Below are 19,918 nucleotides of genomic sequence, written 5' to 3' on the forward strand. Positions count from 1 at the left end.
TGATTGGCGTAGGCGCCTCGCCCGCTGCGATGGACAGCATCGCGCGCTTCTTCGCGAAGCTGAACGTCGCGGACGACCAGGCTGTCGTGCTGGCGCTGCAGCATCACGAAGCCTTCGATGGGCCGCGGCTGCGCGAAATGGTCCAGGGATCCAACGGAAGCAAAGTCGCCGACATCCGCGACGGCCAGACAATCGAGGGCGGCACGGTCTATCTGTGCCAGCGGGCGATGATCACCACCATCCAGGGCGACCGGTTCGCGATCCGCAAGGCCGAGCAGGCGCCGGGCGAGCGGGCCACCATCGACAGCTTCCTGGTGTCGCTGGCGGAGGAGCGTGCCGAGCAATCGATCGGCGTGATCCTCGCCGGCACCGGCGGCGACGGCACGCTCGGCGTTGCCACGCTCAAGGACCATGGCGGTCTTGCGATCGCCGAAAAGCTCGCGAGCGAGGAAGCTGATCCTCTGCTCGACAGCAACATGCCCTCAGCCATCGCCGACTACATCCTGCCGCCGGAAGAGATTCCGGAGCACATCCACGTCTATGCAAGGCACCTGCGCCGCTTGGAGGAGAAGCAGGGGTTTGACGAGGTGCTGGCCGCGGCCGCGACCTCGTTGTCGCGCATTGCCGACATCCTGCGCAACAAGTCCGGCAACGACTTCCACGGCTATAAGCAGAACACCTTCCTGCGCCGCGTGCAGCGGCGCATGCAGGTGGTGCAGATCGACGACATCGCGGCCTATGTCGATTTCCTCAGGAACGATAAGGACGAAGTCCAGCACCTCTTCAACGACCTCCTGATCGGCGTCACCGAGTTCTTCCGCGACAAGCGCGAGTTCGAGGTGCTGGAGACCCAGGTCATTCCGCAGATCTTCGACGGCAAGGACCCGGGCCAGCAGGTCCGCGTCTGGGTGCTCGGCTGCGCCACCGGCGAAGAAGCGTATTCGATCGGCATTCTCCTGCGCGAGCACATGGCGCGGATGGATTCTGCGCCGCAGGTGCAGATCTTCGCAACCGACATCGACGGACGGGCGCTTGCGACCGCTCGTGTCGGCCGCTATCGCACCAACATCGAGGCCGACATGACGAGCGAGCGCCTTGCGCGCTGGTTCGTGCGAGAGGGCGATACCTATTGCGTGGTGAAGGAGCTGCGCGAGATGTGCATCTTCTCGCAGCACAACGTCATCAAGGACGCGCCGTTCTCCAAGCTCGACCTCGTCTCCTGCCGCAATCTGCTGATCTATCTTAATGCCGAGCTGCAGAACCGGGTAATCCCGCTGTTCCATTTCGCACTGCTGCCGGGGCGCTATCTGTTCCTCGGCAATTCCGAGAACGTAACGCGGCACCCGAAGTTGTTCGCGCCTGTCGACCGCCGCGCCCGCATCTTCAGGAAGCTGGAAACCGGCACGCGGCTGCCGCCGGAATTCCCCATCACCACGTCGGCCAGCAGGACCCCGGTCGAGCTGCCGCCGGTGCGCTCGTTCGGTCCCGACGTCGGACTGGAGCGCCGCGCCCAGCGCGTCGCGGAGCGTTATGCGCCGGCTTATGTCATCACCGACGACAATTTCCAGATCCTGCATTTTTCGGGGCGCACCGGCCGTTACATCGAGCCGACGGCAGGCACTGCCACGCTGGACCTGCTTCAGCTGGTGCACCGCGATCTCCGCCTGGAGCTACGCACCGCGCTCAGCCGCGCCGCGGAGACCAACGAGGCGGCGCATGCCGAGCAGGTGCAGCTTGGCGTGAACGGTCACCGCGTCCTGGTCGACATCACCGTGGAGCCGATCCAGGAGGGGGCCGGCCGCCATCGCAATTTCGTGGTCCTGTTCAAGGACGGCCCGTTGCGGGTGGTCGACACCAACCAGGGCAACAGCAATACGCTGGTGCGCACCGAGCATGTCGAGCGGCTCGAAAGCGAGCTGCGTGCTACGCGCGAGCGCCTGCAGGCGACCATCGAGGAGCTCGAAAGCACCAATGAGGAGCTGAAATCCTCCAACGAGGAATACCAGTCGCTCAACGAGGAGCTGCAGTCGGCCAATGAGGAACTGGAGACGTCGCGCGAGGAATTGCAGTCGGTCAACGAGGAGCTCACCACCGTCAACGGCGAATTGGCCCATCGTGTCCAGGAGCTGACGCGCGCCACGAGCGACCTCAAGAACTTCCTCGAAAGCACCCAGATCGCCACCGTCTTCCTCGACAACGATCTGCGCGTGATGAAATTCACCCCGGCCATCACCCAGATCCTGCATCTTGTCGAAACCGATACCGGCCGTCCCATTGCTCATATCAAGGCCCGGGTGCCCATCGAAGAACTCTACGAGGACGTCCGTCGGGTACTGCGCACACTCGCGAGTGTCGAGCGCGAGTTGAGCGCACCCGACAGCGGCACGCGCTATATCGTGCGCATCCTGCCTTACCGCAGCATCGACAATTTCATCGCCGGCGTCGTTATCACCTTTATCGATGTCACCGCGATCACTCGCGCCGAGGAGCGGCAGCGCATGCTGCTGGCCGAATTGCAGCATCGCGTCCGCAACACCCTCGGCGTGGTGCGCTCGATCGCCCGCCGCTCCGCCGAATCCGCCGCCACCGTCGAGGAATACGCCTCCCATCTCGACGGCAGACTCAATGCCTTCGCTCGCACTCAGGCGCTGGTCACGCGCGATCCCGAAGGCGGCGTCGATCTCGAATATCTGGTGGTCGAGGAGTTGCTCGCTTACAACGCGCGGGAAGGCGAGCAGATGCGGGTCTCCGGTCCCAAGGTACGCTTGCAGCCCAAGGCCGCCGAGACGTTCGCGCTCGCGATCCATGAGCTTGCGACCAATGCGATGAAATACGGAGTCCTCAGTCAATCGACCGGGCGCATCGAGGTTACCTGGCGCCTCGAAGAGAGCCGCGAGCCGGCGGAGCTGGTGTTCGAATGGCGCGAGCGCGGCGGGCCGCAGGTCAAGGCGCCCGCACGCAAGGGCTTGGGGACTGAACTTCTGGAGCGTACGCTGGCGTTCGAGTTCAAGGGGCAGACCGCGATCGCGTTCGATCCCTCCGGGCTGCACTGCACGATCGCCATACCCTTGAACAAGCGCACCTTCGACACTCCGGTGGTGGTTGGCTGATGCCATTATCGACGTCCGATCGCAGCCTCATGGAGCCGGTCATTCGCCGGCTCAACATGCTGAAGCCGCTGTCGGCGGAAGCGCGTGCATCGCTCGAATATGCGATGTTCGAAGGCCTCCAGCGCGCCGGAACGGGCGAAGACCTGATCTCCGAAGGCGATCCCGTCGACAGCGTCCGCGTGGTGCTGTCGGGATGGCTCTGCCGCTACAAGACGCTTGAGGACGGACGGCGCCAGATCGTCAATTTCATCTTTCCGGGCGAGAGCTGTGATGCGCACGCGTTTCTTCTTCGGGTGATGGACCACTCCATCGCGACGATGACGCCGGTGGTCTTCACCGAGATCAAGCGCCCGCGCTTCGAGAGTCTTGTCGGCGGTAACCCCACGCTGTCGGAAGCGTTCTTATGCGAAACGCTGGTCAACAACGCTCCAACGTGAATGGGCCATTAATCTCGGTCGCCGGGTTGCGCTGGAGCGCGTGGCGCATCTGTTCTGCGAAATCTTCGAGCGGCTTCGTCCAGTCGGGATAGTTGAGGGCAATTCCTGTGTCATGCCGATCACCCAGATGGATCTTGCCGATGCTACCGGTCTGTCAGTCGTTCATCTCAACCGAACCCTGCAAGAGCTGCGCGCATCAGGCCTGATCGTGCTGCGTGAGCGCGCGCTGACCATCCCTGACTTCAATGCGCTTAAGAATGCGGCCCTGTTTTCGCCGAGCTACCTCCAGCTCTATCGCCGCGGCTGACGAGCCATCAGCCTCCCCGGGTACCGGTGATCCGGCAGCAGCGCCACCGCTGGCGATACGCGTGGAGGCCAAGCCGAAGTACGTAGTGTCGTCGACGCGAAAGGCCTTCCCGTGGACCAACAGCCACCACATCGCTGCGGCCTCCGCAGGGGCGTGCAGAGGCTCAAGGACGCGACCCCGCCGGGCGTGCTCCTCGGTAGTTCGCGGTCCGCGGTCATTCCATCGGGTTCATGACCGATCCAGACAAACAGACTGACGGAAAGGTAGCCCAGCCGTCGCGCTTGAACGAGGCGCGTCGCATCATCGAGGAGTACATCGCAGACCTCTGCGAGATCATCATGAAGCTGCAGCAGAAGTTAAATTGACACTCCCGGAGGGGCGGCGGCTGGACTGCCCCGAGGGGCTGCACGGCCCATTGTCGACAATCTGGTTGGCAATATTTAACGGTTCCTCGGTAGGGGGCGGAACTCTTGGACTGAATGTTCACGCTTTGTGAAGCGCCCGGCGCCCCATATTGCTCCGCAGCGTGAACGCTGTTCTCGACCCAAAAATCAATGTACTGGCGTGTCGTCGTTAGCATGTGAAAGTTTCGGCCAGCGTCGAATTGAGCTAGAGTAACTATATGCAGGGCTGGGGGCAAGGCGGCGCCCGCACAGCGGTGCCAAGCCACGTTAGTTAAGGGGCCTGCTGTACATCCCGGCTTCACTGCTTCCATCCTCAGCGGCCTAATTCGATTTTAGCGGTGGCCTGTTTCGCCTTTGGAGCGCATAAACGGGGATGCCCGATTCGCACCACCGAACCTGCCACTGTGGAGCGGTCTATAGCCGAACCGAGGCGATGGCCTCAGGTCGGCAGATCGCCAGCTTTGAGTGCTCGGTTTGCGGTGCCACCATGGAATCGTGGAACACCGCTTGGGTGCCCACCTATAGATTGATTGCTGGCCCCGTGCGCCTTCCGCAACCCAGCTAGTTATTGCAACGCTTATCAATTCCGCGGATTAGCCACGGATGGCAGAGTCGTTCGGCACTTCATTCACTATCGTTGAGGTGACCTCGGACGACGCTCCGCAGCCAACGAAGCAGATGTGGCTCGCGTTAGCCAAGCCTAGTCAGGCATTGACGCTAGTCCTTGCTGCCGTTCCCGAAGGCTGGACTGCGGAAGTTGTGCCAGCGGTCCTCACAGAAAAGCAGCAGAGGATGTTCGAGGAACTCAACCTCGAACCTGGCGACGTTTACAGGATCGCTCCAAAGTAGGCCGCCTCAGTGGCGAGTGGCGTCTGCTGTTGGCCCGTGGCTGACCTTGGGCAAGAGCGTAACTATATCCGCTTCCGACAGATTAGCCGACCAAAGTAACGGTGCCTAACGCGGGCAGCCTTTGACCCAAAGCAGGCGTCATCCCTCGGGCAGCCCGGCCATACGCATGCCCTCGTAAGTGCGCTCTCGCGCCGCGAGATATGCCGGATGGCGACTCAAGACCATGGTTCGAAAGCGGCTGACGGTGAAGGTCGGATCGAGCGAGAGGCCTTCTTGCGCCGCGGTCCGTGCATTGTTCAATTCGCGTAGCTGGGCCAGCGCAGCGGCGAGAACGAAATGCGCCATGGAATAATTCCGGTTGGCTTCGAGACCTCGGCGTAACCAGGAGACCGCTTCCGCGTTAGCATTGAGCTGAAGCTTGGCGAAGCCGACCCACACCATCCAGCGGAAATGCGCCGGGATCACGAGGGGAAAGACGGAATGCCTCCTGGATATGGGATTCAGCTTCTGCGCCGCGGCCTAGGAAATACTTCGCAAAACCGATCAGAGCGTGAGCGTTGGCCAGGTTCCGATCGAGCGCCAGTGCCTGCTCGTATTCGCCAATAGCTTGGTCCGCCCGGTCCGTGATCATTTGGACGAAGCCCAAGCAGATATGGGCCACGGCATGGCTAGGCATGAGAGAAACAGCCTTAATCGACGCCGCCTCGGCCGCCGCAAGACGCGCGGCGCCGTCATCTGTCATAAAGGAGGCTGCGAGCGACGCGTCGACGGTCGCCATGCCCACCAGCGCACCGACGTCGTATGGGTGGAGCTCCAGTACTCGTTGGAAAAAGCCGCGCGCTCGGTCGAGATTTTCTCGCGTCGTGCCTTTGTTTAAGCAAGCACGTCCCAGGAAATTCAAGTCTATTGTGTCAGGATGCTGCATTCGCTCCGCACGTCGTGCCTCAACTGCAACAAGCTGCACGTTTAAAGTATTGGCCAGCCTCGATACAATTTCATGTTGCATTTCGAAAAGGTCGGCAACAGGCTTGTCGAACCGGTCGGCCCATAGATGACTCCCTGTTTGGGCGTCGATGAGCTGTACGCTCACTCTCAACAGCTTATTGGCCCGCTGCACAGATCCCTCCAGCACATAGCGGACATTCAACTCACGCCCGACCTGTTTGACGTCGAGGGCCTTGCCCTTGAAGGTGAACGCGGTATTGCGAGCGATCACGAAGAAGTCGTTGATGCGGGAGAGGTCTGCAGTCAGATTTTCTGTGACGCCATCCACGAAATAGTCCTGCTCCAAATCGCCGCCGAGATTGGTGAATGGCAACACGACGATGGAGAGACGCGGTGGTGAAGCCGGGCACGTTAGGTTCTCGCTGCCTTGCTCTAAAGGTGCAACCGGTCTTGTCGAGATTTCATCTCCTTCCTGAACCGAGCCCACGAAGCGGAAGCCCTTGCGCGGGAGCGTCTTTATCAGATGCTGTTTCTCACCAGTGTCGCCGATTGCGCTCCGAGCGGCGTTCATGCGGGTCGTCAGCGCGGCGTCGGAAACGATACGTCCGTTCCAAACGGCGTTGATAAGGTCGTCTTTGCTGACGACCCGCTCCCGGTTCCGGATCAGGTAATCAAGCAGATCGAACACCTTAGGTGTGACAACAATCACTTCCGTTGCGCGGTAAAGCTCGCGCCGATCGGAATCTAATGCGTAATCCTCAAAAAGATAACGCAAGTGGCCAATCCTTTTCGGCGGCACCACGCCCGCCAGGAGCGCGAAGAATAAGCTGCCGGTGAGGAAAATGTAAGCCAGCTGTTAAGCGCGCGAGCGGATGTGCTGGCAATTTTCGCTTGGTGAATCAGCCCAACTTGGACTCACTGCCATGAGCACGATCCACGCGACCACTGGGATCCGACCGGCAACTGGAAGGCGGCAGTATTACAGTCCCCTCGAAGCATATTGGGATGCGTTTCGTGAGTGGCGCAAACGCGAGAGGCTGCGAACCCAGCTATGCCGGCTGACGGACAGCGAGCTTATGGACATTGGTATCACGCGCGGTGAGATCGACTTCGTCACCTCGAACCCATCCATCGACCCAACCATCTTTCGTTCATCCTAGCTCGGCAATCGGCGATAGGCGTGCTCACTGTCACTACGATAGGCAGTCTGTTTGTATCCCGGCGAGATACCACTCGCGCCGTCTGGTCGCTGACGATTGCTTTTACGACGCAGCGCAAAGCCAAGAACTTGGATGTACGAACAAGTTTTCAGCAGAATTTCGATCGATGGTCAAACTCCTGGCGGTCATTGCAATCATCTTGGCAATCCTGGCGATGGCCCGGGGGCAGCAGAATCAATTTGTCCCACTGCCAACGGGGCCGCTGCCAGCGCCGCTTATTCCCTGAGTTCGCCGACGGTGCACACTTACCAATTGGTCGCTGGCGCACAGGTCGGCTCTTGGCCCGGAGCGGTCTGTGAGGCAGCGCAGAGCGCGTCTGCTCTGCCCCGAAGTCAGACGTCGACTTGTTCTGCTATCGCGAGGGCATCGTCGACCTCGATGCCGAGATATCGAACGGTGCTCTCGATCTTAGTATGCCTGGAAGCAGCTGTACGGCTCGCAGGTTGCCGGTTCGGCGATATATTAAGGTCGCCTTGGTCCGGCGAAGGGAATGCGTCCCGAACAGATGCGGGTCCAATCCGATGTCGGCGAGCCAGCGGGATAGGAGGCGGGCATACTGGCGGGTCGTCATATGTCCACTCAGCCGCCGGCCAGTGAACAGGTATTCTCCCGACCTCCTGCCTGCAACCCGCAGGTAATCGTCGATTACCTGCCGGGTCGATTCAGTCAGTTCGAATTTGACTGGCCGGCCAGCAGTTAATACCCGCAATAGGTAGGCCAGTGCCACGTCCGCTCGTGGCCCGCGCGACTGACTTGCCCTCAGCCCCACACGGTCCGCTTCCGACGGCTGAGCGGAAGGCCACCGTGGACACTTCGACGCCTGCCTTTGACCCCAAGCGGACATCGTTGCGTCGCGAGAGCCGCACTGCGCGGCGACAGTAGTGCCCCCAATGGTAGTCAATGCCATTCAAGCTGTGCCTCGCGCAGCTGCCATCTGTCGCGCCGCTTTCTCTTGTGCGAGAGCTGCTTCCAGCCGCGAGATGCTTCCCTGGAGTCGCTGGTTGTTTTCCAGGAGACGCTGGCTGGTCAGGAGGAGGATATGGTATCCGAATTGCTGATCACTCTGAAAATAGATTTCAAGCAACCTTTCATAGGTTATGGTCAGGACCTGGCCGTCTTCTATGCACTCGATCGTCGCGGTTCGCCGGTTATCGGGTGTGAGGAAGCCAAGTTCTCCCATGAAGCGCCCTGGCGGAAGCTCGACCCCGATTTCTATGACGAGAAACTTCCCGGTGGCGATGAGGAACATTTCCGTAGCGGAATCACCCTTCCTGAAGAGTATGTCGCCTCGGCGATATCTACGTTCGGTCATGAATGGTTTGAGCCATTCCATCGACCTGTCGCCCCGCGTCGCGTTACGTGCTTTCTTAACGAGCTTGAGCAGTTGACGGAGGCGAACGGCATTGACTGGCAACAGCAGCAGATAAAGCAGAAAGGTGGCGACGCTTCCGGAAAGCGCGCAAGAAATTGCGAAGAATGTACAGCCGACCATATTCGCGACCCGCAGCGGCACCATTCTCTGCATCAGCAAGGTAGCGACAAAGAATATGGCGCCAACCAAGGCGAACATGTTGGCGAGCGTGATATTAGCCAACACAATTTCAAACAGCCGATTAAACAGTGCGTCGTAGGTGATGTTGTCGGGATCAAGTCCCATTTGAACGAGGATCTTTGCGATCCTGAAATTGTCGGCCGCTGTATTAAGTATGCGGTCTAGAATTGTCGAAAAATCTGCATTGGAATTCATCGGATCACCCCTATGCAAACATTCGGTTTTGTGGGAATTCGCGGATACGTGATAGTCGAAGTCGGACAGCACAAGCGGTATTGATCCACGTTCAATATTACCCGGCGCGGTTGTTTTTGGTGATCACAGGCGCGTGGCCGGTAGCGTGTCAACGCTCAGACCGGTCGGGGCTCCGGGGGGCTTCGTCCCGCGATACATAAAGCCGTTCCTAGCCCGTAGCCGAATTCCTTTGAGCCGCCGAGAAGGCCATTCTCAGGGAAGGAGCCCGACCTGACGAACTGAGCGGCCGGACCGCCGCTTGTGAACCAGAGCAGAAGTCGGCCTCCACATAGATCAATTATCGAACCAACACCTAATCGGCTCGGTTCCTACAATTAGCTCGGACAGCGCGGATGGAAAGGAGCGCTGAAATGCAAGCTCTCTTTGGCACTTCCGTTCAAGCAAGTACGCAAAGGATATCGCTAAGATGATCGATGCAACGCCGGCAAAGAAAGGCCGCCGTTCGCCGCTCATGGAGCACTCCGTAGCAGGAGGGTTGGCAATCAATCCCACGGCCTTGGTTTAAATTCACCGCTTTCATACTGCCCCCGGGCGGCCTCGTCAGATGTGAATTGGTTCACGTCCCGCCAAATGTTTTGGCTCGCCTGTTCGCTCAACCTGAGCGGTCCCCCTCTGCGACGGCCGCAAGTGGCCCATCGCTGCCGCATGCCACGGCCAAGGATATGTCGGCTGTCGGGGATAGATCGGACCTAACCTAAGCGGGCCCAAACCGTCGCGATTGACCCAAAGCCGACATTCGTCACATGCAGCTTGGCAAAGTGTTAGGTAACGAGAGTGTAGCGCTTGCTTGTGACTTGAAAGCGGTCGTACTGTGCCAAAATCCATTAAAATTCTGCTTATTGTCTTGTCGGTGGTGGCGGCTGTTCCGGCCGGACTTTTCGCAGCGCTCTGGATTTGGTTTTCCTACGAGACGGCTAAGGTTGATCGATTTTATCACGACAATCGCTTGTTTGGTGCGATGCGGGAAGTCGAGAAACAAAGCACAAACGACTCCGCATCCGCACGCGACGCAATGTTGAAAATGATACCTCTCGGCACAGGTAAGGGTACAGTCATCGCGTTTCTTCGCAACGAGGGACTGGGATGTCGGGCTAAGGCCGAGCCAGTCACGAACATCGAACCACAAAAGCGCCTACTCGAAGGTCACGTAACCGCCGATAGTCTGACAAAGAAGGAATGGTTGGAGTGTCAGGCAATGACTCCTAACGTCATGGGCTACAAGCAATGGATCGTAAGCTTGGAATTTGACGCCGAGAAGCATTTGAGTGATGCACGTGTCGCGATCTGGAACATATTCTTGTAGTAGCAAATCGATCCGCTCCGACCTTTCCTACTTCCGCTTACGGCCCATAGCTGACCAACACGGCGTTGCCCGTTGAGGGCCGCTTTTGACTCCTTTCAGACGTTTGTCGGATTCGGTTTCGTGCCGCGTTAACACAACCCGGTTATACGAGCCACCACGCTCCGAACGGAGGCCTTTCTTGCGAGGCAGTGACCTAATGAAACGCATTTTTACGTTTCTCATAGTCGGGCCGCTGCTTATGGGCGGCGTGCTCGACTTTCTGTTTGGGTCGACGAGTGCTCTTGGTTGGTTGGTTGGGCTTCCGTTCTTGAGCGTTTTGGTTGCGTTTCCAAGTGCGGTTGTCGATTACTCTTGGGAGGGCGACGCTGCTCTCGTTACAGCGTCCGGCATTGTTGGATCGTCTCTGGCGGGCTTCTCTTCCCAAAGCCATCTATTTTTGATCGCCGCTGCTGGAGGTGTCTCGATGGCGTTCTGTTCTTGGATGACCAATCAGAGCTGGTCCCCAGAACACAGGGCGTGATCAGGGCCGCATCCTTAGCGTTCACTTCCGCTTGTGGCCCATTTGAGACCCTCCACTGCACGCTGAGAGTGTCCGCTGGGCGCGGCCGACCGGAAGTTAAAGCCGCAGGATGACGCGCTTGCCCAAAGCGGCCCCAGCGCTGACCTATTTCGCATTCGTAGCGGGCCCAGTACAGCTCTATAAATCAGCAGATTGGGCCCGACGCGTTCGAACTAAATCGAACCGTTCTTCGTGACGTGCAAGCGACGAACGTAATACCCTTGTCGCTGAACGGTTGACCTAATCTCGTCGCTTACTTTGAGAATTCTTTTTCTGCTCTTGCGCCACTTATTTGCAGAGTAAGCCCCGGGTATCGCGGACCCTGTGTTTAGAACGAGCAAATCTCGCTTCCCATTGCGATAGACATCAAACACTTTTCGCCCCCGCTGCGATTGTCAAAGCAAATACGAAATATGTTTCGGTCATTCTGATCGATCAGCTTACAACTCCGAACGGCTGTGCGGGTTGCAAATGGGCAACGTTCCGCGACTTTTGCTTGAAAACCTGCCAAACGGCGAACGCCGTCGAAGGTCCTTATGATTGTGGTCCCGGGAGGCGAGCGTTTTGCGAATGTTCTAAAACGGACGATTGGTGTTCCTTGAGGGGAGTGCCATGAAAGATATGGAAACTTCCATCTGAAGCACGCCATTGTAGCGCTCGTCGACATTGGCTGGGGGCGTTAATTGTGGATTAAATATTATCTAAGCCGCGCGGACCTCTCGGAGGGTGGAAATGTCAGAACAAGATGACGATCGGCGGGAATTTCTGAAGACCTGCGGCAAGTTCGCCGTTGTACCCCCCTACCATCACAGCATTGCTGTCGACGTCCCTGACTAGCACAGCCATCGCCAGCTCCGGAGGCCGGATGGTCCAACGGCAATAACGGTTATGGCAGTGGCGGCGGCGACGGCAGCCCCAACGGCAAAGAAGATAAGGATCGCTGAGACGCAGCGGGACGGCAAGCTGGGCGCTTTGCCGATTGCGAAGTTTTCCCGATCCCCTACCGGACTGAATGTTTTGAGATTCAAGCGCAGCTTTTACCAGCTCCCCCGCCTTACCAATCAGGTCATCCAACCACCCGCCGATATCAGCGGCAGTCGACTTGAACTGTGCAGCTAGTTGCGCAGAGGACTGTTTCCACGCTCGGTCGAATGCAGCAGCCTTGGCGAGTGTGGCACCAGCGATCACGGCGCCAGCCGCTTCCGCTCCCTGCGCGATATCCTCAAACGACTTGCTTCCGTTCCGAAGAGCCTCAACCCAACTCTCGGAGAGCCCGAGCATTTGAGCCGCCTTCGTCTTCTCGGGCATCGAACCGAATTTGTTGATCAGATCGCCGGCAATAACAGAAGCTGGCTCAGACTGATAACCTGGCCGTTGCGGTCCTTGTACTTGATGTTGTTGGCATCAAGCAGCTTCGTCAGCGAGTTTTCATTTTCCTTGGCGTCGGCCAGCAGTGAGGCGAACTTGCGCAGATAGGTAACAGACTCCTGCGAAGAAACACCGCCCTGCCCTGCAGCAAATTGGATCTGCTGGAAGCGCTTCGCAGTGAGGCCGGTAAATTCGGCGTTCTTCTGCAGGTCAGCAAGTTCGCTATTGACCTTGGTAAGCGCAGCAAGGAGCCCGCCAACCAAGCCGGTAACGCCGGCAGCGGCAACGCCGAGAGTCGCGAACCCACCCGCCGTTGAGTTTAGCAAACGACTGCTCAATGCGGTCAATCGCATCATCCGCCATGTCGCCAGCTTGATTCAGATCACTTTGGAATTGGTCCAGCTTCGCGCCGAGTTGAACTACCAAGTCGTTTGCCATTGGTTTCCTATTGGTGAATGCGCGCTACGTAACGTCGCGCGGGTTTTCGTATCGCGACTGGTGTGTTAGACCGCGCTCCTCACCATTGAAGGAGCGCGTTTTGGCTAAGAAGACCAAGAAGACTGTTCGCCGTGAGTGGACCAAGGAAGACATCAAAGAATTGAAGGCACACTCGAAGGCGCGGACGCCGGTTGTAAAAATTGCTAAGATGACTAAGCGAACTGAAGGCGCACTACGTCAGAAGGCGATTGTCCTGGGGATCGCGCTAGGGCATCAGAGGTGATATGAGGGAGCTAATAAGCTCCACTTCTTACGAAGGTCGCGCCTCGCGCGTTCTACCGCATACGTCGACCGCAAATGCACCTCTGCGGCTTTCTCAAAGGAACATCAGGGGGGGCTAATGCTTGAATCGACGCCGGCTCGTCCCCGGAGCCGGCGGAGCGGCCCCGGCCCATAACCCCAGCCCCCTGCCAGCCGGGGCCGTCTCTCCGCACCGAGTGGTAGTATCGGAGTAAGCGTATGCGTCAGTCGCCCTCGATTGTCCCCCTGGATCGGCTAGACCGCGACATCTATTTGGTTCTGGAAGACTTCGGCGCACATGCCGGCTGCGCGTGGCGCGAGACCGACGAGCAAGACACCGATCGTGACACCGTCATTCGCGATCTGCTCTCCGGCCAATACGCCTATCCCGTCCGAATTGTCGCGTTGAACGCCATCGAGGGTTGGTCCCGCGATGCCACCGGGAACATTGCAGATGCGTTGGCCGAACGTGCTGCTCGGGAACGGTTGGACCTGACGCCAGCGCTTGAAGCCTTCGTTCAAGCTAACGCGAGCCGCCCTTTTACACTGCAGCTCGCATTGCCGTTGCGCGGCGCCGCTTGAGCCGGATCAGCGGATTCGCAGGTTCTCCGCGGAGTCCTTGCCGCGATTGTTCACGACGTCAAAGCTGACTTTTGCGCCCTCGGCGAGAGAGGTAAATCCAGCCTTCTCGACTGCCGAGATGTGAACAAAGACGTCCTTGCCGCCAGAATCCGGCTGAATGAACCCATATCCCTTTGTCGGGTTGAACCACTTAACTGTCCCCATAGCCACTTTGAATTCTCCATTTTCTAAAAAGCAAAGCTAGTGCCTGAATTTCGACAAAAGAAAGGCTGGTCCAGCCCGCCTTCACGCGGGGGCGCCGCCAACGACCTCGTCCGGCCAACGCTTCAGCAGCTAGATCCGGATCTCGTCAGCATCGACCTGCGTGTGTTGCGCGAAGCCTGACCAGCCCGCCGATCGTCACGCTACCGAACGTTCCTGCATTGGGGCGGCTACGCCAGCGCGGGCATCCTCAACTAAGATCGACACCGCGATCGGAGCGTTCGGAATAGTTTGAGGTGCGCCTTCGAGATGAACACCGCCAGGAGTCATTCGGTGAAACGCGCGCACCGCGTCCGCCGCTTCGTGCAAGGTGACGTCGGACGCCAACGCAATCACGAGATCGATTACTTGGTCTTCGTCCAGATCTGGTGCAGCGGTCCGTAGGCCTGTCGGCAGGAGGCCGTTTTCCTGCAATCGTCTGCTAACGCCGCCGCTGCGACTGCGAGGGAATTGTAGGTGACGCTCGACAACGTCGAGCACGGTGGTGTGTTTGGCCATAGCGGGCCGCTCTCCTTTCAGAAATAAGAGATCGCGCTTGCGACTAGGTGATTTAAAAAGGAGCCGCCAAGCGGCTCACGGCACTGGGCCGGAAAAATGGGCGACGCCGGTAGTGGGCCGGCGCGCCAAAATCTGCACGTCACGTCGGGATCAACATCCCTTCATGTCAATACGGTCCCACTTGAAGGCAGGGACGCGCGTCGACGAAAAAGCAGGCTGCTAGTTCAGAAACTTCACAGCGATATGGCGCGCATCCCGCCATACAACCGAGCAATCAATATCCAAGCCAGTACTTGGAACGCGCAGGCCGAAAGCCGCGGGCACGAAAGGCGCGTTATCGATCTGGACTATGGCAGAGCAATTCGTGAGGTGGCGGACCTTGCACCGCAGAGGACTGCCGTCGACCAAGATCTGCGCAGCATAGACATTACGTCGCCGCTCGTTCGCCACGTCTCGCCGTCCCCCGCTTATAACGCGGGGTGATGTTGATCGGCGATTCCAGTCTCAAATGAGGCTGGACCATGGTTTCATTGTTAGGCTGCCAGCTTTTTCTCCATCGAAGCCAACGCAGCCAAAGCATTGTCTTGAGCGCGCACAGCCCTCCTCTCCCCAGCCGTGCCATCGCCCCAGCCGTTCGCGGCGCCAATCTCGCGCGCGGTCCGACCGTCTAAGCTGGCTTCCAATACCCCGAGATGATCGCCGAGCGCAGCGGCAATGTGTGGCGGTCTAGCGTGGAAATAAGGGCGTCCTCCGGGCCACAAGCCGGTCCATCGAAGCTGCCCTTGGTCGCGGTATTGTTGCGGTGCTGCCGATATCCCAGAAAACTCTGCGCCGCGAGCAATAACCGTCTGACAGCGTTCAGCGAGCGCAAGCCCAGTGTTGTTTCGAGCCGCGGCGAACGGGGCGCGAGAGCCCAGACCAGCACGGTCTATCTCAACTCTGCGATTATCATTACACGCACACAGGGCCTGCGCCCAATGGGCCGCCCGAAACCGGCTGTAATCCTCGCCTTCGGAGCCGCGCTCCACATAACCTGATCGCTCCGTAAAACCGCCCGGTTTCTTTGGCGAGGTGTGCAGCCGATGTCGGCAGCGTCGTCCCACCCTTAGGCCCGTCCTTCAGATACCTATCGGCAATCTTCGTGATATGTTCACCGGAGGCGCGCCGTGATTGGTCTCTGGTTCATCGGCTCTGTTCTGCTGCTGATTGCGGCCGCTGTGCTTGGCCTCCTGGCGATCGTCGTGAAAGGTCAGCAACACGATCCTGGGATCGAATAGCGCGTTCTCCACTCCCGCGACCGGAACGACGCGCGCTCATTATTGATGCCGCAAAAAAAGGCCCTAGCACAACCCGCCGGCGCCGTTGGAGGCCTCGACAGTAATGGGGTGGTGCCGAGGTCCCCTAAGCTCTAGGAAAATTCGGCAATCGGGTCTGTATCCCTTTGGACATAAGCGGCGCCCTTGATCGCGCTCTCTTTGCTTTTCCACACCCACGATGGGAAGTAGGTCACGGATCTTCCGAGCCCCTACAAATCGATAATTTGCGAGCTACTTACGATGCCGCTTTGATGACGGCATGCCTCGCCGTGTCCGACGCCACACGCCCACGCACGCTGACGGTCGCCCGCTGAAGATCACGTTCCGCGAGATGCGAGAAATGGGCTTGAGCGGCGTCCTGGTCTACTGCCATTGCGGGCACCACGTTGCGATCAATGCGGACAGTTGGCCCGATGAAATCCGGCTGTCAGATCTCGAGCCGCGGTTCGTGTGCCAGGGCTGCGGTGCTCGCGGCGCCGACATTCGCCCCGACTTTGATCGTGGTGATGGACGACTTGCCATCGTGGGCTACCGGACTATCGATCAACTGAGATCGAAATCAGAGGTGCAAACCGATAATAAAACGGATGGCGAAGAAGGAGCCAACGGCGACGACTGCCGTCGCACTAAGCGCGAAAAGGACTCTCCAAGTCTCGTCCAACCGACGCCTCGTACAGATAAAACTCCCGTAGCGGCCCCAGCATCAGGCCGGGGGGCATGATGATGCTGGGGCCTCCGGACAGGCTCCTGCCTCGTGGGATTGAGGCCGTCACCGCCAACATAAGCACATCTCCGACCTGCTGTTCCTTCCATTTCCCAACATTCCCGGAGTGTGTCCAAACTCCTACAGCTCTGCCGGGAAACAGAAAAGGCGCAGAAGCCGCTCTGGCACGACCCCTGCGGCCTATGCCGCGACGTTCCGCACGATCGGCGCGGCACGTCTTCTTACTAGCATAACCGGCAGCCGGTTTGCTGTGGCCGGCCGTTTTGGTAATTGGGCTTGTGGCCAACAAAAACGGCGGCCCCAGCAGGGGCAACTGCCGGGGCCGATGGGGATTGCTCCGGCTCAAGGGCTGGGTTGGGAGACCGAAGCAAAGGCATAATCCGCGGGATTGCCACTTGTTCCCGACCGGAAAGCGCGGGGCGAAATCTATCTTCGGTGGCATGCGTATGGCGTACGAGCTCTGCCTTGCTACCGCCGCCAAGCAGGTCCCGCCCGGGCCGGATTGGATCCACGAAAGTAAAGCACGACGGCTACCGGATGCTGGTCATCCGGGAGGATACCCGAATGCGCCTGCTTTCCCGCAACGGCACCGACTGGACCAAAAGCTACCCCTGGATTGCCGAAGCGGCGCTGAAGAACCGGCAGAAGCGCTTTGTGATCGATGGCGAGGCCGTCATTCTTGGGGTGGACGGCATCAGCGACTTCAACGCGCTGCACAGCCGGCAATTCGACCACGAGGTGCAGCTCTATGCCTTCAATGGGCGGCGGCGACGACTTGCGCTCCTTGCCCCTCCACCTGCGCAAAGCAAATCTGCAGCAGCTGCTAGCGCGCCGACCAGACGGGATCAGCGTGGCACCGTTCGAACGAGGCGAGATCGGGCCTGACCTATTCCGCGCTGCTTGCCGCATGGGCCTTGAGGGGCTGGTTTCGAAGCACCGCGATCGGCCGCACCGAGGGGGTCGGCAGAAGCATACGCGAGCGGAAAGATGTCGCCGCTGTTGCTCGCAGGGCCGGCAGCGGAGCAACGAAAGGAGCGACCGAAGCCGCTCGTCCCGTGTTGACCGATCTTACGCTGTGCGCCCAACGTGCCGTGCCGCCAATCTCTCGCAGCATCCCGGCCAAGGTCAGGCAGTTAAGTCCAAAAATGCGAAAGCGTCATTGTCCGCTTCGGTTCAAGCTGCGAAAAACTCAGGCTGAGCAATCAGGTCAGCTCTAATGTAATGCCGGACTTTCGTCCGCCGATGCTCAATTCGCAGAAGGGCCAGAAGGCGGCACCTCTGCCACCGAAGGGCGCGCTCACATTTTTGATCAAGGCGGGAATGAGAACTGCCTTGTGGTCGAGCTCCGCGATGAAAGAGGCTGCGCGTTCTGAACGGGCGGGGGCGACAGCGCTGGGTTGAGCTTGCGTCGGGCGGGCTCGATCTCGCCCGTTTGCTGAGCGAGACCACGCCCTGCTCCGCTAGCCGGCGGCCTTAGACCGGCCCCGTTGCCGCGATTCGCTCATTGGCTTCCGAGGGAGCACACTACTGTTGGGCCGTAGCTCGATTGAGCTTCCGGTTTCCGTTGGCTTGCTTCAGAAACGTCACGCCGGCCTCCGTACCGTTCACCCAGGCCACCTCACATCGCCCGTAAGCCAATCCGGTCGCGGAAAGCACGAGAAAGAACTCTTTCAGAGGCAGACCGTGATCTGAGGCGTCAACAATGAGCCTCGCCCCCGTATCAGACACGTCTTTGACAGTGCAGGCCCGCTGCCAAGAACCGTCAAACGCCATAATGTTGGCGGTAAAGGGACGGGCGAATTCGATTCGCCGTGCTCCTCGTTTGTTCGGCTTCACTCTGTCGTCCTCTGCAGGCTGGCCAGAGATGGAGCGAGGCGCGGCGCATCGGCAGCGCGACTGGCGGTAGTCGAACTGACCACTGTGCAGTTCCTGCCTCGCTTCTTGGCATGGTAAAGAGCGATGTCAGCGTCGCTGAGTAATGTGAATTCATCGGACGTGGCGTGGTTTTTTTGCGCCACGCCGACGCTAACAGCCACGCGAGAAGTTGGTGACCGAGGGTGACGAATCTTCAGACGCTGAACCAACAGTCGAATGGCATCGGCGACCCTCGCTGCTTTCTCCTCAGTGCCCCCTGGGAGTATTACTGCGAACTCCTCCCCACCATAACGCGCCGAGAAGCCTCTCGTATTCGCCGTTGCGCGGCCAATCACTTCAGCAACCTGTTGCAGGCATGCATCACTCGCTGGATGGCCCAAACCGTCGTTGAATTCCTTGAAGTGGTCGATGTCGATAAGGAGAACCGAGACAACATCATGCGCAGCGTAGGCATCTCGCAAAAATGCATCGAAGCTGCGCCGGTTTGCCAGTTTGGTTAGCCCGTCCGTCATTGCGAGCTGGGCCAACTTCAAGTTCGCCTTGGACAATTCGTCTTCCATCTCCTTCTGCTTCGTGACATCCCCGAGGACGCCCACAATCTCCGCATCGGCCGAAGAGAAACGCTCAGCGATCTTGAAGTGGGCCTCTAACCACACGATAGAACCAGTCGCGCGCCGCATCCGGAAGCGCACGGACGGAGAGGCCGCCTCCTCCTTCAATTGCTTACTCGCATCGATCACTCTATCACGATCATCTTCGTGGACGACATCGAGGCACAATCTGCAGAGAAAGGCATCTTCACAAGTATCCAGCACGGTAACCACGGAAGGCGACACGTAGCGAACGTTCCCTTTTTATCCATAACGATCACGATGTCGGCGATGTTGTCCTCGAGGAGCCGGAAGCGATCCTCTCGTTCTTGCAAGGAGCGTTCGACCCTCGCACCGAACCGTAATTGGGCGTTCAGCAGGCATGCAACTCCAACGACCACTGCCAAAAGTATCCCAGCAATCAGAGCGTCGGAGGCAAGATCAGTGCGCCAGCTCTCCAAAACTTCAGCCTCCGACTTGGCCACGGTGACGACCAAAGGGTGGTTTGAAGTCTGCTCGTAACCGACGTACTTGATCAGACCATCGAACGGAGATGTGATCTGTAGAACCCGGAGGCGCTTTCGCCTATGCGTTGCTGGAAGAGAGACGTATCGCCAATTGTTCGGACACTCTTAGCCGCCGGCCAGCCAACGGTGCTTGCATCCAGTGGTAATTCATTTCGCGCTGTGGTTGGATTTTTATTCGCGCAGCAGCGATCTTAGTTGTTTGACGAAGTTTTGCTGAAACAGAAGGCTGCTATGCTAATTTTAGGTAACTAGCCCTGTTCCGTTTTTGCACCGATAAGCAAGTTAGCTGATCATCCTTTGAAGTTTGACGCAGCCTGTGGATGGGCTCACATCGGGCAGCATCGCTGGGGCTTAGAAACTCGGAATATCTCATAGCGATACTCAAACGATGGGGGCCCCATGCCCGCCATATTCAACCTGCTCTATCGCGAATACTGCCGCGCCCGCCTCGCTGAAATGCGGAAACAGCTTCTGATTGCCAGACAAAGTCCTGAAGGC

The 19,918-nt window shown here is 58.8% G+C and carries 17 protein-coding genes and 4 pseudogenes; 11 read left to right on the plus strand and 10 right to left on the minus strand.

Going from position 1 to position 19,918, the window contains the following annotated elements:
* Window positions 1-29: 29 nt before the first annotated feature.
* The 4 genes and pseudogenes from A3AS_RS0129290 (at window position 30) to A3AS_RS0129305 (ending at window position 5,107) form a co-directional block, all read left to right on the plus strand.
* Entirely contained in the window at window positions 30-3,110 is a 3,081-nt protein-coding gene (locus tag A3AS_RS0129290; RefSeq protein WP_018321065.1) for a CheR family methyltransferase, read from the plus strand.
* Window positions 3,110-3,854: pseudogene (locus A3AS_RS0129295) on the plus strand (Crp/Fnr family transcriptional regulator). The gene A3AS_RS0129290 and the pseudogene A3AS_RS0129295 overlap by 1 nt, the downstream one beginning before the upstream one ends.
* Before the next feature lie 230 nt (window positions 3,855-4,084).
* The gene (locus A3AS_RS49835) at window positions 4,085-4,219 is read left to right on the plus strand and encodes a hypothetical protein (protein ID WP_018321066.1); all 135 of its coding nucleotides are present in this window, start codon (window positions 4,085-4,087) and stop codon (window positions 4,217-4,219) included.
* Between the two features lie 642 nt (window positions 4,220-4,861).
* A complete protein-coding gene (locus tag A3AS_RS0129305) occupies window positions 4,862-5,107 on the plus strand; it encodes a hypothetical protein (RefSeq protein WP_018321067.1) in 246 nt (81 codons plus the stop codon).
* A gap of 138 nt (window positions 5,108-5,245) precedes the next feature.
* Here the strand turns inward: A3AS_RS0129305 and A3AS_RS0129310 are convergent.
* Window positions 5,246-6,827, minus strand: a pseudogene (locus tag A3AS_RS0129310) (winged helix-turn-helix domain-containing protein).
* A gap of 148 nt (window positions 6,828-6,975) precedes the next feature.
* Between A3AS_RS0129310 and A3AS_RS0129315 the strand changes: the two are divergent.
* Window positions 6,976-7,212 (plus strand): DUF1127 domain-containing protein, encoded by a 237-nt coding sequence (locus A3AS_RS0129315; RefSeq protein ID WP_018321068.1) that lies wholly within the window; start codon window positions 6,976-6,978, stop codon window positions 7,210-7,212.
* 392 nt (window positions 7,213-7,604) lie between these two features.
* Here the strand turns inward: A3AS_RS0129315 and A3AS_RS45735 are convergent.
* Together A3AS_RS45735 and A3AS_RS0129325 are read right to left on the minus strand one after the other, a co-directional pair.
* Window positions 7,605-7,969, minus strand: a pseudogene (locus A3AS_RS45735) (tyrosine-type recombinase/integrase); the annotation flags it as partial.
* 210 nt (window positions 7,970-8,179) lie between these two features.
* A complete protein-coding gene (locus A3AS_RS0129325) occupies window positions 8,180-9,019 on the minus strand; it encodes a Crp/Fnr family transcriptional regulator (RefSeq protein WP_018321070.1) in 840 nt (279 codons plus the stop codon).
* Window positions 9,020-9,890: 871 nt separating this feature from the next.
* Between A3AS_RS0129325 and A3AS_RS0129330 the strand changes: the two genes are divergently transcribed.
* Both A3AS_RS0129330 and A3AS_RS0129335 read left to right on the plus strand, forming a co-directional pair.
* The gene (locus A3AS_RS0129330) at window positions 9,891-10,382 is read left to right on the plus strand and encodes a hypothetical protein (protein WP_157644426.1); all 492 of its coding nucleotides are present in this window, start codon (window positions 9,891-9,893) and stop codon (window positions 10,380-10,382) included.
* Window positions 10,383-10,578: 196 nt separating this feature from the next.
* Window positions 10,579-10,902 carry a hypothetical protein gene (locus A3AS_RS0129335; protein WP_018321072.1) on the plus strand — a complete coding sequence of 108 codons (324 nt, stop codon included), beginning with the start codon at window positions 10,579-10,581 and terminating at the stop codon, window positions 10,900-10,902.
* 212 nt (window positions 10,903-11,114) lie between these two features.
* On the opposite strand, the gene A3AS_RS49330 is transcribed toward A3AS_RS0129335, so the two are convergent.
* A complete protein-coding gene (locus A3AS_RS49330) occupies window positions 11,115-11,315 on the minus strand; it encodes a hypothetical protein (RefSeq protein WP_018321073.1) in 201 nt (66 codons plus the stop codon).
* A gap of 358 nt (window positions 11,316-11,673) precedes the next feature.
* Here A3AS_RS49330 and A3AS_RS49335 point away from each other — a divergent pair.
* Window positions 11,674-11,885 (plus strand): annotated as a pseudogene (locus A3AS_RS49335) (hypothetical protein).
* A 381-nt stretch (window positions 11,886-12,266) separates the two neighbouring features.
* Here A3AS_RS49335 and A3AS_RS0129345 read toward each other — a convergent pair.
* Window positions 12,267-12,656 (minus strand): hypothetical protein, encoded by a 390-nt coding sequence (locus A3AS_RS0129345; protein WP_157644427.1) that lies wholly within the window; start codon window positions 12,654-12,656, stop codon window positions 12,267-12,269.
* 191 nt (window positions 12,657-12,847) lie between these two features.
* On the opposite strand from A3AS_RS0129345, the gene A3AS_RS0129350 reads away from it, so the two are divergent.
* Together A3AS_RS0129350 and A3AS_RS0129355 are read left to right on the plus strand one after the other, a co-directional pair.
* Entirely contained in the window at window positions 12,848-13,030 is a 183-nt protein-coding gene (locus A3AS_RS0129350; protein ID WP_026202483.1) for a hypothetical protein, read from the plus strand.
* 236 nt (window positions 13,031-13,266) lie between these two features.
* The gene (locus A3AS_RS0129355; RefSeq protein ID WP_018321077.1) at window positions 13,267-13,629 is read left to right on the plus strand and encodes a hypothetical protein; all 363 of its coding nucleotides are present in this window, start codon (window positions 13,267-13,269) and stop codon (window positions 13,627-13,629) included.
* Window positions 13,630-13,635: 6 nt separating this feature from the next.
* On the opposite strand, the gene A3AS_RS0129360 is transcribed toward A3AS_RS0129355, so the two are convergent.
* The 3 genes from A3AS_RS0129360 to A3AS_RS47750 form a co-directional block, all read right to left on the minus strand.
* On the minus strand, window positions 13,636-13,839 hold the full coding sequence (locus A3AS_RS0129360; protein ID WP_018321078.1) for a cold-shock protein: 204 nt from the start codon (window positions 13,837-13,839) through the stop codon (window positions 13,636-13,638).
* Window positions 13,840-14,028: 189 nt separating this feature from the next.
* Entirely contained in the window at window positions 14,029-14,388 is a 360-nt protein-coding gene (locus A3AS_RS45745; protein ID WP_018321079.1) for a hypothetical protein, read from the minus strand.
* Between the two features lie 667 nt (window positions 14,389-15,055).
* A complete protein-coding gene (locus tag A3AS_RS47750; RefSeq protein WP_157644428.1) occupies window positions 15,056-15,313 on the minus strand; it encodes a hypothetical protein in 258 nt (85 codons plus the stop codon).
* Between the two features lie 1,679 nt (window positions 15,314-16,992).
* Here A3AS_RS47750 and A3AS_RS50160 point away from each other — a divergent pair.
* On the plus strand, window positions 16,993-17,313 hold the full coding sequence (locus A3AS_RS50160; protein ID WP_312014219.1) for a hypothetical protein: 321 nt from the start codon (window positions 16,993-16,995) through the stop codon (window positions 17,311-17,313).
* A gap of 639 nt (window positions 17,314-17,952) precedes the next feature.
* Here the strand turns inward: A3AS_RS50160 and A3AS_RS0129395 are convergent.
* Both A3AS_RS0129395 and A3AS_RS44000 read right to left on the minus strand, forming a co-directional pair.
* Window positions 17,953-18,264, minus strand: a complete 312-nt coding sequence (locus A3AS_RS0129395) for a PilZ domain-containing protein (protein WP_026202484.1) — start codon at window positions 18,262-18,264, stop codon at window positions 17,953-17,955.
* Window positions 18,261-19,127, minus strand: a complete 867-nt coding sequence (locus A3AS_RS44000) for a sensor domain-containing diguanylate cyclase (protein WP_198293739.1) — start codon at window positions 19,125-19,127, stop codon at window positions 18,261-18,263. The genes A3AS_RS0129395 and A3AS_RS44000 overlap by 4 nt, the downstream gene beginning before the upstream one ends.
* Window positions 19,128-19,918 lie beyond the last annotated feature (791 nt).

Origin of the sequence: Bradyrhizobium sp. WSM2793 (assembly GCF_000379585.1) — a bacterium.
Lineage (GTDB): Bacteria > Pseudomonadota > Alphaproteobacteria > Rhizobiales > Xanthobacteraceae > Bradyrhizobium.

What these genes read in the sequence shown, in the direction of transcription:
- A3AS_RS0129290 (WP_018321065.1), top strand. Translation starts at nt 30, where the DNA reads ATGGACAGCATCGCGCGCTTCTTCGCGAAGCTGAACGTCGCGGACGAC.
- A3AS_RS49835 (WP_018321066.1), top strand. Translation starts at nt 4,085, where the DNA reads ATGACCGATCCAGACAAACAGACTGACGGAAAGGTAGCCCAGCCGTCG.
- A3AS_RS0129305 (WP_018321067.1), top strand. Translation starts at nt 4,862, where the DNA reads ATGGCAGAGTCGTTCGGCACTTCATTCACTATCGTTGAGGTGACCTCG.
- A3AS_RS0129315 (WP_018321068.1), top strand. Translation starts at nt 6,976, where the DNA reads ATGAGCACGATCCACGCGACCACTGGGATCCGACCGGCAACTGGAAGG.
- A3AS_RS0129325 (WP_018321070.1), bottom strand. Translation starts at nt 9,019, where the DNA reads ATGAATTCCAATGCAGATTTTTCGACAATTCTAGACCGCATACTTAAT.
- A3AS_RS0129335 (WP_018321072.1), top strand. Translation starts at nt 10,579, where the DNA reads ATGAAACGCATTTTTACGTTTCTCATAGTCGGGCCGCTGCTTATGGGC.
- A3AS_RS0129355 (WP_018321077.1), top strand. Translation starts at nt 13,267, where the DNA reads ATGCGTCAGTCGCCCTCGATTGTCCCCCTGGATCGGCTAGACCGCGAC.
- A3AS_RS45745 (WP_018321079.1), bottom strand. Translation starts at nt 14,388, where the DNA reads ATGGCCAAACACACCACCGTGCTCGACGTTGTCGAGCGTCACCTACAA.
- A3AS_RS50160 (WP_312014219.1), top strand. Translation starts at nt 16,993, where the DNA reads ATGCGCCTGCTTTCCCGCAACGGCACCGACTGGACCAAAAGCTACCCC.